The following is a 14,179-nucleotide window of genomic DNA, read 5'->3' as shown; positions in this document are numbered from 1 at the left end:
TTCTACGCCGGGGACAGCCCGGCGATCCGCGCGAGCCGCCGGTAGGAGTCCAGCAGCGCCGCACGGTCGTACGTACTGGTGGTGACCAGCACCTCCTGCGCGCCCGTCTCCTTCAGCACGGTCTCCAGCCCGTGGGCGACCTCCTCCTCGGTGCCCGCGAGCTGCCCGGCGAGCCCCGACTCGTACAGGCCCCGCTCCTTCGCGGTCATCGCCGACGCCTCCACCCGCTCGGCGGGCGGCAGCGGCGGGAACGTGCCGCGGGTGCGGGAGTACGCCATGGACCAGGCCTCCGGGATCAGCAGCCGGCGGGCCTCCTCGGGCGTCGCGGCGACCGCGATCGTGCCGGAGATCACCACGTACGGCTCGCTCGCCCACGGGGACGGACGGAAGCGTTCGCGGTAGAGGTCGACGCCGCGCAGCATCTTCTCCCGGTCGCGCAGGTCGCCGATGACCATCGGCAGGCCCGCGCGGGCCGCGATCGTCGCGCCCTCACCCATGGCCAGCACGAACGGCGGCACGGTCAGACCCTCGGACGGCCGGGCGCGCACCCCCGTCGGCGAGGTGCCCCGGAACCAGCCCAGCAACTCCTCCAGCTGGGCCGCGAAGTCCTCGGCGTCGCCCTTGTCCCGGCCCAGCGCCCTGCGCACCCCGTCGGTGAAGCCGACCGAACGGCCCAGCCCCATGTCGATCCGGCCCGGGAACAGCGACTCCAGCACCCCGAACTGCTCGGCCACGACCAGCGGTTGGTGGTTCGGCAGCATCACGCCGCCGGTGCCCACCCGGATCGTGCGGGTCGCGGCGGCCACCGCGGCCGCCAGCACGGTCGGCGCGGAACCGGCGACGCCGGGCACGCCGTGGTGCTCCGACACCCAGAGGCGGTGGTAGCCGAGGCGCTCCACGTCCCGCGCGAAGCGCACGGTGTCGCGCAGCGCCTCACCGACCGGGCGCCCCTCACGGGTGCGGGAACGGTCGAGCACGGAGAATCGGGTCGCGGCGATCACGGAACTCACACCGGGTTCAACACCTGCGACCGGCCGGCATTCCCGCCGCCGGGCACGGCCGTAATCCGCTGGCGGGTGCGCGTCGAGGCGATCTACGGTGAGTCCAGGCGCCCGGTGCGCCGGTCACGCGTTCTTCGTGGTTCGACTCCATACAGGCCCACCCCTGGGCCTGCCGCCCTTCTGGGGGCAGCGCGTAACCACACTGACCTCGGGCGCCGCACACTTCTCTCCGCACCCCCTAGGGGGCGTCTCGCCGATCATGCCGGGCTCGCGGCGCCTGGTGCCGCGCCTCGCCGCGTTGTCGTCACTCGCCGATGCGCCGCATCGGCTCCCTCCTCCGCCTTGCGATGCACGGCACCAGACGTCGCTCCCTGATCCGGCCTGATCGACGAGACACCCCCTAGGGTGGGCGGTGTGACCGACACCGCGAAGCCGCCGCTGGCCGTGTTCGACCTGGACAACACCCTCTCCGACACCGCGCACCGGCAGAAGTACCTGGAGCGCAGGCCGCGGGACTGGGACGCGTTCTTCGCGGCCGCGCCGCAGGACCCGCCGCTCCCGGAGGGGGTCGCGCTGGCGCGGGAGAGCGCCGAGGAGTGCGAGGTGGTCTACCTGACCGGGCGGCCCGAGCGATGCCGGCGCGACACGCTGGACTGGCTGGCCGCGCACGGGCTGCCCGAGGGACGCGTCTACATGCGGCGCAACGACGACCGCAGGCCCGCCCGGCACACCAAGCTGGCCATCCTGCGCCGGCTCGCCCGGACCCGGGAGATCCACGTCCTCGTGGACGACGACGAACTGGTGTGCGAGGACGCCGAGCGGGCCGGCTTCACCGTCGTACGGGCGCGCTGGGCCACCCCGTCGGCAGACCTGAAGGTCGCGCAGGAGCGCGAGGGCCGGACCTGACGGGCTCAGTCCGCGTCCTCCAGCCGGAAGCCCACCTTCAGGCCCACCTGCCAGTGGGCGATCTGCCCGTTCTCGATCTGGCCGCGCACCTGGGTGACCTCGAACCAGTCCAGGTAGCGCAGGGTCTGCGAGGCGCGGGAGATGCCGTTGCGGACGGCCTGGTCGACGCCCTCGGGGGAGGTGCCGACGATCTCGGTGACCCGGTAGGTGTGGTTCGACATGGGGTGCTCCTCTCCGCCGTGACGGCTGTGTCACGCGTCACTCCACCGTGCCCCAAGCCGCGTCGGACCGCGAGGCGTCGGGCCGGCGCCGAGCCGTCGGCCGGAATCGCTTGACCTCCGCATTGGTCCATACCAAAATCCGAGCACACCCGTACGAGTTTTCCGCTCACCCCCCACGTCGGGCTTCCGCACCCCTGTCCACAGACAGAACAGGACCCCTCGTGAGACGTCGCCGTCTGCTCGCCGTCACCTGCGCCCTCACCGCATCCCTCGTCACCGGCTGCGGTCTGGTGCCCGGCAACACCGCCCCCGAACGGCGCACCGTCGTCGTCTGGCTGATGAAGGACAGCGCCTCCCGGGAGTTCCTGGACCGCTTCACCGAGCAGTTCGAGCGCACCCACGGCGACCTCGACCTCGACATCCGCATCCAGGAATGGACCGGCATCGGCGAGAAGGTGCAGGCCGCGCTGGACTCGGAGGACGCGGACGCGCCCGACGTCATCGAGGTCGGCAACACCCAGGTCCCGCAGTACATCGAGGGCGGCGGACTGCTCGACCTGACCCTGGAGTCCATGCGGGACTGGGGCATGGACGACTGGCTGCCCGGCCTCGCCGAGCCCGGCCAGCAGATGTCCGCCCAGTACGGCATCCCCTGGTACGCCGCCAACCGCGTCGTCATCTACCGCACGGACCTCTTCGAACAGGCCGGTGTCACCGCCCCGCCGAAGACCCGCGAGGAGTGGCTTGAGATCACCGCGAAACTCGACTCCGGCGGCGACCAGGGCATCTACCTCGCCGGACAGGACTGGTACACCCTCGCCGGGTTCGTCTGGGACGAGGGCGGCGACCTCGCCGAGGAGAACGGCGGCAGCTGGCGGGGCAGCCTGGACACCCCGGCCGCCCTGCGCGGCATGGACTTCTACCGGCGCCTCCAGGCCCTCGGTGACGGCCCCGTCGACGCCGACGAGGAACACCCGCCCCAGGCCGGGGTGTTCGCCCAGGGCCGGGTGGCGCAGATCGTCGCGGTACCGGGACTCGCCCGGGCCGTGGTGCAGCAGAACCCCGACCTGGAGGGCAAGCTGGGCTTCTTCCCGGTCCCCGGCAAGACCGCCGACAAGCCCGGCGCCGTCTTCACCGGCGGCTCCGATCTCGTCGTACCGGAGAACACCGACGTGCGCGACGGCGCGATCGCCGTCGTCGAGGCGCTGGCCGGCGCCGAGTGGAACACCGACCTGGCCCGCACCATGAACTACGTCCCCAACAAGACCACCCTGGCCGGCAAGGTGGCGGGCGAGGAGGGCGTCGCCGCCATGGCCGCCGGCGCGGCACAGGGGCGGGCGACGCCCAGCACGCCCGACTGGGCGAAGGTCGAGGCCGACAACCCGATCAAGGAGTACATGACGAAGGTGCTCACCGGCGCCGACCCGGCGACGGAGGCCCGCCGCGCCTCGCGCCGCATCACCGAGGCGCTGACGGCCCCCGCCGGCTGACCTCCCGGCCCGGCCCCCGTACGGGACCGGGCCGGCCGGGCTCCCGGGCTATGGCACCACGCTCAGCGACAGCGCGAAGCGGCCCCCGCTGTCGGTCCACCAATGCGTCAGCTCCAGTCCGGCGGCGGCCAGTTCACCGCGTACGCCGTCCTGGCGGAACTTCGCCGACACCTCGGTGCGCAGTTCCTCGCCCGCCGTGAACTCCACGGCGAGGTCGAGCGCCGGGATCTTCACGGTCTGCGCGTCGCGGGAGCGCAGCCGCATCTCGATCCACTCCCGCTCGGCGTCCCACAACGCCACGTGGTCGAAGGCGTCGGGCTCGAAGTCGGCGCCCAGCTCACGGTTGACGACGGACAGCACGTTCCGGTTGAACGCGGCCGTCACCCCGGCCGCGTCGTCGTACGCCCGGACCAGCACCCCCTCGTCCTTGACCAGGTCGGTGCCCAGCAGCAGGGCGTCGCCCGGCGAGAGCAGCGCCCGCACCGAGGCCAGGAACTCCGCCCGCTCGGCGGGCAGCAGATTGCCGATCGTGCCGCCGAGGAACGCCACCAGCCGCGGCCCCGGCGTGTCCGGCAGCTCCAGCCGGGCGGTGAAGTCGGCGATCAGCGCGTGCACGGCGAGGCCGGGCCGCTCCGCGACGAGCGCCTGCCCGGCCTGGGTGAGCGCGCTCTCGCTGACGTCGACCGGCACGTAGACCCGCAGCCCGGGGAACGCGTCGATCAGATGCCGGGTCTTCTCGGAGGAGCCGGAACCCAGCTCGACCAGGGTGCGGGCGCCGGTCGCGGAGGCGATTTCGGCGGCGCGTTCGATCAGGATCTCCCGCTCGGCGCGCGTCGGGTAGTACTCGGTCAGTTCGGTGATGCGCTCGAACAGCTCGCTGCCGCGGGCGTCGTAGAACCACTTCGGCGGCAGCGTCTTGGGGTTGCCGGTGAGGCCGTGCAGGACGTCCGCGCGCAGGGCCGCGCTCGTCGCGTCCTCGGGCAGGGTGCGGGTGACGAGGAACGGGCTCACGTATGGGGCTCCTTCGGTGGTGCGGGGGCCTGGCTCGGCTCCTTGAGCGGGGCGAGGCGCACTTCGGTGGGGCTCGCCGTGACCAGCGTGCGGTCCGGCACCTCGGTCCAGCGGGGGTCGTCGTCGTAGGGCTCGGACGCCACGACCGTGCCGCCACCCGGCCGGACCAGGTACCACAGGGTGTCGCCCCAGGTGGTGGCGGTGACGGCGGCGCCGTCGCTCAGCAGCAGGTTGAGCCGGGAGCCGGGGGCCGCCGCGGCGACCTCCGGCACGGTGTCGGCGAGCGCCCGCCCCGGATCGTCCCCGGCCCGCAGCCGGGCCAGGACCAGCGCCCAGACCAGCGCGGAGTCGTTGCGGGCCTCCAGGGACAGCAGATCCTCGGGCGGCAGGCTCCGGGACAGCGCGGCCAGCGATCCCGGCCAGCCCTTCACCGCGCCGTTGTGGCTGAACAGCCACCGGCCCGAGGCGTACGGCGCCGCCGCGGCCTCGGCGTCCGCGCCGGCGAGGGTCGCGTCCCTGACGGCCGCCAGCAGTGCCCGGGTGCGGACGACCCGCGCCAGATCGGCGAAGGACTGGTCCGCCCAGATGGGCCCGGCGCGCCGGTAACGGGCCGGCACCGGGTCCTCGTCGGCGTACCAGCCCACCCCGAACCCGTCGGCGTTGACCGTCCCGTACCGCTGCCGCCGGGGCGCCCACGACTGCCGGTACAGCGCGTGCGGAGGCTCGGCCAGCAGCGCGCCCAGCGGCTGCTCCGGCCCCACGTAGGCGATATGACGGCACATCAGACGTCCCGCGAGCGGGCCGTGCGGAAGCCGGCGAAGATCTGCCGCCGGATCGGATAGTCCCAGTTGCGGAACGTGCCCCGGCAGGCCACCGGGTCCACCGCGAAGGAACCGCCGCGCAGCACCTTGTGGTCGGGGCCGAAGAACACCTCCGAGTACTCCTTGTACGGGAACGCCTGGAATCCCGGGTACGGCAGGAAGTCGCTCGCCGTCCACTCCCACACGTCGCCGATCAACTGCCGTACGCCCAGCGGGGACTCACCGGCCGGGTAGCTCCCGGCGGGGGCGGGCCGCAGATGCCGCTGGCCGAGATTGGCGTGCTCGGGCCCGGGGTCGGCGTCGCCCCACGGGTAGCGCCTCGAGCGGCCGGTCGCCGGGTCGTGGCGGGCCGCCTTCTCCCACTCGGCCTCGGTGGGCAGCCGCCGCCCGGCCCAGCGGGCGTACGCGTCCGCCTCGTACCAGCACACGTGCAGCACCGGCTCGTCCGGTGGCACCACCTCGGTCACCCCGAACCGGCGCCGCAGCCACTGCCCGCCGTCCCGGCGCCAGAACAGCGGGGCGCTGATGGAGTGGCGCCGGATGTGCGCCCAGCCCTCGGCCGTCCACCAGCGGGGCTCGGTGTACCCGCCGTCCTCGATGAACGCCTGGTAGGCGGCGTTCGTCACCGGCGTGGTGTCGATGTGGAAGGGCGGTATGTCACGGCGGTGCGCGGGGCGCTCGTTGTCCAGCGCCCACGGCTCGGCGGACGTGCCCATGGTGAACGGGCCGCCGGGCACGAGGACTTCGGCCGGTCCGGTGAACAGGGGGACCGGCTCGGGGTCCGGCGCGGTGAGCGCCTGCGGCCCCTTGCGCAGCTGATGGGTGATCAGCATGGTCTCGTCGTGCTGCTGTTCGTGCTGCGCGATCATCCCGAAGGCGAACCCCGCCTCGGTGAGCCGGGTGCCGTGGAAGGCGGCGCCCTCCAGCACGTCCAGCACCCGGCCGCGCACGTCGGCGGCGTACGTGCGGGCCTCGGCGGGCGGCAGCAGCGGCAGTGACGGCCGCTCCGCGCGCGGATGCTCGAAGGCGTCGTACAGGCTGTCGATCTCAGGCCGGATCGCCTCCTGCCCGGCGACCGCCCGCAGCAGCCACTGCTCCTCCTGGTTGCCGATGTGCGCCAGGTCCCACACCAGCGGCGACATCAGCGGCGAGTGCTGGGCGGTGAGATCGGGCTCGTCGACACACGTCGTGAGCAGCGTGGTGCGGTCGCGGGCGGTGTTCAGCGAGGCCAGGGCGCGGGCGCGGAAGGCCTCGGCGTCGAGGTCCCGGACGGTCTCGGGGGCGATGCCGGGAGCGGTGCCGGCGGGGGTGTCGGCAGCGGTTTCAGGAGCGGTTTCGGTCATGAACTGAGGTCCTTCCCGTGCGGCGGGCGGCGGTCCGCCCCGAGCAGCCGGTCGAGCAGGTCGTCGGCGGGGCAGCGGCCGCGGACGACATGGCGGTCGCGGTACGCGGCGACGGCGTCCGTCACCTCGGTCGTGGCACCCAGCCGGGGCAGCGCGTCCAGCGCCGCCGCGAAGCAGACCCGGGCCACCTCGCACAGCTCCGGATCGGCGAGCCCGTCACGGGCCGCGTCGAACCACAGCGGATTGTGCGGCGCGGGCAGCCCGAGGGAACGCTCGGCCAGCGGCTTCACCGCGCGGTAGGCGGTCTCGGCGGCCTCCGGATCGTCGAAGAGCGCCGCGACCACGGCGAGCGGCACGATCCAGCCGTCGTCGCCGGGCTGCGCGTCGATCATCCGCAGCTCCAGGTGGCCCCGAGGCCGGACCGGCGGGAACAGGGTGGTCAGGTGGTAGTCGAGGTCGTCGGAGGTCGGCGGGCGCGGTGTCCGCGACCGGGTCCACTCACGGAAGGTCAGCCCGTCGGGCACCTCCCACGGGCCGCCGTCCCGCCGCACGCACATCACCGGCGCGTCCAGCACCCGCCGGGCCCAGGCACCGCGCGGATCGGCGTCCAGCGCCGGCGCGCCCGCCCGGCCCGCGCCGATCTGCGCCCACCGCAGCTGCCGGGTGGACACCCAGCCCGTCGGCGTACGCCCCGCCAGCGGGGAGTTGGCGAACGCGGCCACCAGGACCGCCCCCAGCTGATGCGCCAGCCACCAGCGCCGCACATGCCCCAGCGGGCCGGGCTCCTCGTACCCGGCGTCGAGACACACCTGCACCGAGGCCGAGGCGCACATCATGGCGCGGCCGGCCGGGCCGGTGCGGTCGAGGCAGGTCTCCATGGCGTCGTAGCGCGGCTGGCGCAGGAACCGGCGCGGCGCGTGCCACGGGTCGTGGCCGACGCCGACGAGAGCCAGGCTCCGCTCACGCAGGACCGCGCGGACGGCGTCCAGGTCGGCGGAGACGGTGCGCACGCACTCCATCAGGGAGGCGGCGGGCGGCGAGCTCAGCTCCAGCTGGCCGCCGGGTTCCACGGTGAGCGCGGACGCCAGGGGCGTGGCGCGCAGGGCGGCGTAGGCCGCTTCGAGCCGTTCGGGTGTCACGGGGAGCTGCGGCCCGCGCAGCTCGTGGACCAGCCATTCCACCTCGACGCCGAGGGAACGGGGTGGTCCGGTCTTGAAGCAGATGCCCCGCACCAGCGCCTCCACCTCGGCCTCGGTGACGGCGGTGCGGGCATCCGTACAGTCGCTCACGGCATCGGACATGTCGGGTCCCTTCTGAGGTTCCTCCATGCCACCGGCCCGGGGCCCGGGAGCTCCGGACCGGCACACTCGTCCCACCCAAGACCCTCTCGCCCGTTCGGACAAGGGTGCAAATCGAGGCCTTCCGGACGGCATGCCGGGTCCGCGCGGGGCCGCGAAACTCTGTTGCACCGCACGACCAGGATCGCTCAGGATTCGTTCATGAGCACGACGGGGGAGGCCGCGCGGCGCGCGGCCACGGCGGCTACGGGGGTGGCGCCGTGAGCGCGCGCCTGCGCGGCATCGCACGCGAGACGGAACAGATCGTGGCCGCGGGGGCCTACCGAGCGCCGGACGGCCGCGCGGTGCCCCTCGTGGAGGCCATCGAGGCGGCCCGGGCCGGAACCCGGATGCACGGCCCGGAGCCGGTGGCGCTGCCGGCGGTGCCCGCGCCGACAGCGGACACGCCGACGGCGGACACCCTGGTGGAGGTCACCGGGGAGAGCAGCCTGGAGGCCGCCCGCCGCCTCGGCGCCGGTACGGCGGTGCTGAACTTCGCCTCGGCCCGCAACCCGGGAGGCGGCTATCTGAACGGCGCCCAGGCCCAGGAGGAGGCCCTGTGCCGCGCCTCGGCGCTGTACACCTGCCTGCTGCGGGCCCCGGAGTTCTACGACCACCACCGCGCCCACCGCGACCCGTTCTACACGGACCGCGTCATCCACACCCCGGACGTCCCCGTCTTCCGTGACGACCGGGGCGGGCTGCTCGACGAGCCGTTCACGGTCGGCTTCCTGACGGCGGCCGCCCCCAACGCGGGCGTCGTCCGCCGCACCGCCCCGCACCGCGCCGTCGAACTGCCCCGCACCCTCGCCACCCGCGCCGAACGCGTCCTGGAGACGGCCGCCTTCCACGGCCACCGGCGCCTGGTGCTCGGCGCCTGGGGCTGCGGCGTCTTCCAGAACGACCCGGCCCAGGTGGCGGGCGCCTTCCAGGGCCTGCTGCGTCCCGGCGGCCGGTTCGCGGGCGTCTTCGAGCACGTGGTGTTCGGAGTGCTGGACCGCACGCCCGGCGCGGTGGTCCGGGCGGCGTTCGCACGGACCTTCCCGGAGCGTCGGCTCAGCTCGTAGGGAAGGCGTCGGGAGTCCGGATCCGGTCACGGATCCAGGCCCCGGCCGGCTTCAGGGAGGCGGTGCCCGTCCAGGGGCCGCCGGGGTCGCAGGTGCCCGGCTCGAACACCGCTCCCGAGCGGTGGTCGTCGGAGAAGTTCCAGTTGACCCAGCTGATCTTCTTGCGGGCCATCAGATCGAGGTACTGCTGGGTGCGGCCGAAGTCGTTCGGTCCGTCGCCGCTGGCCTCCTGGGTGCCGAACTCGGTGACGAAGACCGGGATCCGGTCCGAGGCCCGGTCGAGCGCGTCCAGATACTCCCGGCCGTGCGAGGCGGCGTAGAAGTGGAACGTGTACATGATGTTGCTCGCCCGGACCGGATCGCCGACGACGTCCGTCTCGTCGCGGCCGTCCGAGACGCCGAGGGAGGACCAGCCGTGGGTGCCGATAAGGATCGGCGTGTGCGGGTCCTGGGCGCGGATCACGGGGATGAGCTGCTCCGCGTAGGACTTGATCCGTGACCAGCTCACCCCGTTGGGCTCGTTGGCGATGTCGTACAGCAGGTTGGTCTTCCCGCGGTGGCGCTGGGCGATCTCGGTGAAGAACGTCTTGGCCCGCTGCAGGTTGTGGTTCGGGTCGCCCGGGGTGAGCTGGTGCCAGTCGACGAGGGCGTACATGCCGCGGGCCGTGGCCATCTCGATGAGCTGGTGCACCCGGTCGGTGAACTTGCGCGGGTTCGTCTCGTAGCCGCCCTCCTGGACGTAGAGCGAGATGCGCAGTACGTCGGCCTTCCAGTCGCCGGCGAGCGCGTCCAGGGAGCCGTCGGTCAGGCACTGGCTGTACCACTGCAGGCCGTGACTGCTCATGCCGCGCAGCTGTACGGGTTTGCCGTACTGGTTGCAGAGCTTGACGCCGCACACCTTCAGCCGGCCGTTGATCGCGGCGGGGGTGTTCGCGGGAGCGGAGGCGGAGGCCGAGGCGGATGCGGATACGGAGGGGACCGTGGGGCCGGGGGCTGCCTGGACCGGGCTGTGGAACAGGCCGAGACCGGCGATGGCGGTCCCGGTGAGGAGAGTCGACAGGGGTCTGCGCATGACGTCCTCCGGTGGGGGCGGCCGGACTGTCAGGAAAGTTTCCTTACGGCGAGGGGAAAGTAGCGCCCTGGCAGGGCACGGTCAACCCTGCCCGGTGAGACCGCCCCTCGCGTCAGCTCCAGCCGTAACGCTGACTCAGCCGGTGCCGCACCAGGTTGAACCGCATGCGGTCCAGCGCGCAGGCCTCCCGCCGCATGCCCCGCTCGTGGAGCCGCAGCACCCGGTCCACGTCCACCCACGAGTCCCGCCCCGACCGGTCCCACGGACCGTGCCCGATCGGCACCCACTCCCGGTCGCCGTCGTGCCGTCTGCTGGACAACTGCACGGCGAGGAACGTGCCCGCCGCCTCCCTGGCCACCACCAGCACCGGACGGTCCTTGCCCCGCCCGTCGTTCTCCTCGAACGGCACCCACGTCCACACGATCTCCCCGGGATCGGGGTCGCCGTCGCACGCGGGCGAGTACTCGGTCCGCACCCGGCCGACCTCACGCGGGTCGGCCTCGGTGGTCGCGAACGGGCCTCGGCGGCCGGGCGTGGTGTCATCGGTCAGCGCGGTCACGGGGTCACGGTAGCGGGAAGCGCGCAGGGGAGTTGCGAACGGGTGCGAACCGACGGCGACCGGATGCGACCGGATGCGACCGGCTACGAACGCCCTTACGCCGCAGGAGACTCCGCAGGCGCCTTGAGCGGCGGCCGCTGCCCGTGCCAGCGCAGCTCCGCCTCCAACTGGGCGGCCAGCGACACCAGCAGGGGTTCGCTGTGCGCGGGGCCGAGCAGTTGCGCGCCGACGGGCAGGCCGCCGACGAACCCGGCGGGCACGTTGACGCCGGGCCACCCCAGCACGTTCCACGGCCAGGCGTACGGGCACGCGGCGATCATCGCCCGGTCGGTGGCCAGCGGGCCGAGCCCGAGCAGGGCGCCGATCCGGGGCGGGGGAGTGGCCGTCGTGGGCGCGAGGACCACGTCGTACGACGTGAAGAACCCGCCGATACGGCGGTGCAGGACCGCCTCCGCCCGCCGTGCCGCCTTCAGCGGTGCCCCGCCGAGCAGCCGGCCCAGCCGGGCGGCGCCCCGGGTACGCGGGTCGAGCAGCGCGGGGTCGGGGGCGTCGCGCGCCCACTCGGCGATCCCGGCGGTGGCCCGGGGCACGAAGGTCAGCCCGATCTGCCCGTAGGGCGGGTCGGCCTCCTCGACGACATGCCCCAGCCCGGCCAGCCGCTCGGCGAGTTCGGTGACCCGGGCGCGGATCTCGGGGTCCAGCCGGGCCGGCAGCGCGGTGAACGGCGGCTTCAGGGACAGGGCGATACGCAGCCGGCCGGGGTCGCGGCCGGCCGCCTCGAACGTCTTCAGCGTCGGCGGCCGGTGTGGATCCCGGTCGTGGTTGCCGCTCGCCGTGTCCAGCAGCAGGGCCGCGTCGGCGACCGTGCGGGCCAGTGTGCCGTTGACGGTGATGCCCTGGAAGGACTCGCCGCGCGGCCAGGTCGAGATGCGTCCGCGCTGCGGTTTGATGCCGATCAGATGGGTCCAGGACGCGGGGATGCGGACCGATCCGGCCCCGTCGGAGCCGAGCGCGGCCGGCACCAGGCCCGCCGCGACCGCGGCCGCGCTGCCGCCGGAGGAGCCGCCCGGCGTGTGGTCGGGGTGCCACGGGTTGCGGGTGGCACCGAACGCGGGCCCCTCGGTGAACGGCCACTGGCCCAGCTCGCAGGTGTTGGTCTTGCCGACGATCACGGCGCCGGCCGCGCGCAGCCGCCGTACCGCCTCGCCGTCCTCGGCGACCGGCGGGAAGACGCCCTGGCAGCCGAACGCGGTCGGCTCGCCCGCCACGTCCATGTCGTCCTTGACGGCCACGGGCACCCCGAGCAGCGGCCGGCGGACCCCGGCCGCCAGCTCCCGGTCCGCCGCGTCGGCCTCGGCGAGCGCCGCCTCGGCGCGGACGATCCGGAAGGCGTTGAGGGAGCCCTGGGTCGCCTCGATCCGGGCCAGGGCCTCGGTGACGAGAGCCCGCGAGGTCACCTCGCCGGCGGCGAGGGCGCGGGCGGTCTCGGCCAGTCCTGCGGAAGGGGCGTGCGTCATGCGGGGCACCTCCGGGAGCGCGTTGTCTACCGAACGGTAACCTCTGGCGGCCCCGCTGGGAACGTCCGTGCCGGGCGGGGTGGTTCGCCGAAGGTCATGAATGTTCTGGTAGGCGTCCGCGGCCGAGCGCAAACCATCGATGACCCGACCGGGGCGGTTTTCCCGTCCACCGCACCAGAAGGCCACGCGAAGGCGAACCCCGTCCGGCGCCCGCGGCGAGCCGCTTCAGCGGTGGGCGGGGAGGCCGTCGACCAGGGCCCGGAGTCCGTCCAGGCAGGTGTCCTCGGCGGTCGGCGGCGCCCACCGGTCGGCGACCTGAAGATCTCCGGGTCAGCCGTTCGCCGCCGGCCCGGTGATGTCGACCATCCACATGACGCCGAACCGGTCCGTGCACATGCCGAACACGTCGCCCCACATCTGCTTCTCCATCGGCACGGACACGGTGCCGTCGGCGGACAGCTTCTCCCAGTAGCCGCGCAGCTCGTCCTCGTCGTCGCCGCTCAGGCTCACCGCGAAGTTGTTGCCGGTCGAGTGCTCCGTGCCGGGCGGGGCGTCGGCGCCCATCAGGGTGAAGCCGCTGGGGGTCTCCAGCATGGCGTGCATGATCTTGTCGGCCTCCGGGGCGTCCGGGCGGCCGAAGTCGCCGTAGGTGTTGAGTTTGAGGTCGCCGCCGAACACCTCCTTGTAGAACTCCATGGCCTGCCGGGCGTCGCCGCCGAAGCTGATGTACGGGTTGAGACGCGAGGGCATGAATCCTCCCGGTATGGGGTGAATGACCGGACAGGCGCAGAGTAGCGCGGGGCACCGACACCGGCTCGCCGTGGCGGAAGGGGCGGGACGTACCCTGGAGCGCCGCACGGCCCGAGCACCGCCCACAAGGCGACGCCCGGCGCGGCGAGCCGTCGTACCCGACGCCGAAGGAGCTCGATGAACCCCGGCCCCACCGCCGCCCGCGCCGTGCGCACCACGCTGCTGGAGGACTTCTCCCTGGAGATGACCGGCAAGGACGTGCCGCATCTGGAGGAGGCCCGGCACCTCATCCCGCGGGGCACCCGGATCAACGTCACGTTCCTCGGCAACGAGGACCTGGGGATGCGGCTGGACGCCGCGCGCGCCGTGAAGCGGCTCGGCTTCCTGCCCGTCCCGCATCTGTCGGCCCGCCGTATCCCGTCCCGGGCGGCGCTCGAGGAGTTCCTGGAGGCACTGCGGGCGGACGGTGTCGGGGAGCACCTGTTCGTCGTGGGGGGTGACCCGGCCCGCCCGGAGGGCCCGTACGAGGACGCGCTCTCCGTGATCCGCACCGGACTGCTGGAGCGCTACGGCGTCCGCCACGTCGGCGTCAGCGGCTACCCCGAGGGCCACCCCGCCATCGCCGACGGCGTGCTGTGGTCGGCCCTGACCGACAAGCACGCCGCGCTCGCGGAACGGCGGCTGGGCGGCCATGTGATCACCCAGTTCGGCTTCGACGCCGACCCGGTGCTCGCCTGGGTGGCCGAGACCCGCGCCCGCGGGGTGGACCTGCCGATCCGGGTCGGGGTGCCCGGCCCGGCCGGAGTCCGGCGGCTGATGTCGTACGCCACCCGCTTCGGCGTCGGGACCAGCGCCTCCATCGCCCGCAAGTACGGGTTCTCCCTGACCAACCTGATGGGCACGGCGGGCCCTGACCGCTTTCTGCGCGCCCTCGGCGAGGGCTACGACCCGGCGGTCCACGGTGACCTGAAGGTGCACTTCTACACGTTCGGCGGGCTGCGGGCGACATCCGAGTGGGCGGCCCGTTTCTCGCGGGAGGACGGGGCCTCTGTGACGATGCTGTGAGGCCGCACACGCAGGCCCC

At 73.6% G+C, this 14,179-nt stretch carries 14 protein-coding genes and 1 pseudogene; 4 read left to right on the top strand and 11 right to left on the bottom strand.

Features of this window, described 5'->3' with window-relative positions:
- Nucleotides 1-2: 2 nt before the first annotated feature.
- Nucleotides 3-1,010: an LLM class flavin-dependent oxidoreductase gene (locus AMK31_RS10165; RefSeq protein ID WP_073940062.1), complete on the bottom strand. Its 1,008-nt coding sequence runs from the start codon at nt 1,008-1,010 to the stop codon at nt 3-5.
- Between the two features lie 405 nt (nt 1,011-1,415).
- Between AMK31_RS10165 and AMK31_RS10160 the strand changes: the two genes are divergently transcribed.
- Complete coding sequence (locus AMK31_RS10160) at nt 1,416-1,907, top strand: phosphatase domain-containing protein (RefSeq protein ID WP_073940148.1); 492 nt, start codon at nt 1,416-1,418, stop codon at nt 1,905-1,907.
- A 5-nt stretch (nt 1,908-1,912) separates the two neighbouring features.
- Here AMK31_RS10160 and AMK31_RS10155 read toward each other — a convergent pair whose 3' ends face one another.
- Nucleotides 1,913-2,128, bottom strand: coding sequence for a dodecin (locus AMK31_RS10155; protein ID WP_073940061.1), 216 nt, complete (start codon nt 2,126-2,128; stop codon nt 1,913-1,915).
- Between the two features lie 221 nt (nt 2,129-2,349).
- Between AMK31_RS10155 and AMK31_RS10150 the strand changes: the two genes are divergently transcribed.
- A complete protein-coding gene (locus AMK31_RS10150; protein WP_073940060.1) occupies nt 2,350-3,618 on the top strand; it encodes an extracellular solute-binding protein in 1,269 nt (422 codons plus the stop codon).
- 48 nt (nt 3,619-3,666) lie between these two features.
- On the opposite strand, the gene egtD is transcribed toward AMK31_RS10150, so the two are convergent.
- From egtD to egtA, 4 genes are read right to left on the bottom strand one after another with little or no spacing between them, the layout of a single operon-like run.
- Nucleotides 3,667-4,629, bottom strand: coding sequence for an L-histidine N(alpha)-methyltransferase (gene egtD, locus AMK31_RS10145; RefSeq protein WP_073940059.1), 963 nt, complete (start codon nt 4,627-4,629; stop codon nt 3,667-3,669).
- Nucleotides 4,626-5,411, bottom strand: coding sequence for an ergothioneine biosynthesis protein EgtC (egtC, locus tag AMK31_RS10140; RefSeq protein ID WP_073940058.1), 786 nt, complete (start codon nt 5,409-5,411; stop codon nt 4,626-4,628). Before egtC ends, egtD begins: the two co-directional genes overlap by 4 nt.
- Entirely contained in the window at nt 5,411-6,793 is a 1,383-nt protein-coding gene (egtB, locus tag AMK31_RS10135; RefSeq protein ID WP_073940057.1) for an ergothioneine biosynthesis protein EgtB, read from the bottom strand. Before egtB ends, egtC begins: the two co-directional genes overlap by 1 nt.
- Nucleotides 6,790-8,094, bottom strand: coding sequence for an ergothioneine biosynthesis glutamate--cysteine ligase EgtA (gene egtA / locus AMK31_RS10130; RefSeq protein WP_073940147.1), 1,305 nt, complete (start codon nt 8,092-8,094; stop codon nt 6,790-6,792). Before egtA ends, egtB begins: the two co-directional genes overlap by 4 nt.
- Before the next feature lie 257 nt (nt 8,095-8,351).
- Here egtA and AMK31_RS10125 point away from each other — a divergent pair, with 257 nt between their 5' ends.
- Nucleotides 8,352-9,197 (top strand): TIGR02452 family protein, encoded by an 846-nt coding sequence (locus AMK31_RS10125; protein ID WP_073940056.1) that lies wholly within the window; start codon nt 8,352-8,354, stop codon nt 9,195-9,197.
- Here the strand turns inward: AMK31_RS10125 and AMK31_RS10120 are convergent.
- From AMK31_RS10120 to AMK31_RS10105, 5 genes and pseudogenes are all read right to left on the bottom strand, one after another.
- Nucleotides 9,187-10,269: a glycoside hydrolase family 5 protein gene (locus AMK31_RS10120; RefSeq protein WP_073940055.1), complete on the bottom strand. Its 1,083-nt coding sequence runs from the start codon at nt 10,267-10,269 to the stop codon at nt 9,187-9,189. The genes AMK31_RS10125 and AMK31_RS10120 overlap by 11 nt on opposite strands.
- A 112-nt stretch (nt 10,270-10,381) precedes the next feature.
- Nucleotides 10,382-10,828, bottom strand: a complete 447-nt coding sequence (locus tag AMK31_RS10115; RefSeq protein ID WP_073940054.1) for a type II toxin-antitoxin system PemK/MazF family toxin — start codon at nt 10,826-10,828, stop codon at nt 10,382-10,384.
- Nucleotides 10,829-10,923: 95 nt separating this feature from the next.
- The gene (locus AMK31_RS10110) at nt 10,924-12,345 is read right to left on the bottom strand and encodes an amidase (RefSeq protein WP_073940053.1); all 1,422 of its coding nucleotides are present in this window, start codon (nt 12,343-12,345) and stop codon (nt 10,924-10,926) included.
- Nucleotides 12,346-12,570: 225 nt separating this feature from the next.
- Nucleotides 12,571-12,663 (bottom strand): annotated as a pseudogene (locus tag AMK31_RS41445) (TetR/AcrR family transcriptional regulator); the annotation flags it as partial.
- A gap of 12 nt (nt 12,664-12,675) precedes the next feature.
- A complete protein-coding gene (locus AMK31_RS10105; RefSeq protein ID WP_073940052.1) occupies nt 12,676-13,095 on the bottom strand; it encodes a VOC family protein in 420 nt (139 codons plus the stop codon).
- A 177-nt stretch (nt 13,096-13,272) separates the two neighbouring features.
- On the opposite strand from AMK31_RS10105, the gene AMK31_RS10100 reads away from it, so the two are divergent.
- Nucleotides 13,273-14,160 (top strand): methylenetetrahydrofolate reductase, encoded by an 888-nt coding sequence (locus tag AMK31_RS10100; RefSeq protein ID WP_073940051.1) that lies wholly within the window; start codon nt 13,273-13,275, stop codon nt 14,158-14,160.
- Nucleotides 14,161-14,179: the final 19 nt, after the last annotated feature.

This window comes from Streptomyces sp. TSRI0107 (assembly GCF_001905845.1).
Taxonomy (GTDB): Bacteria; Actinomycetota; Actinomycetes; order Streptomycetales; family Streptomycetaceae; genus Streptomyces.
Note: the sequence above shows the minus strand (reverse complement) of the source record. Positions and strands in the feature narration are given on the sequence as shown.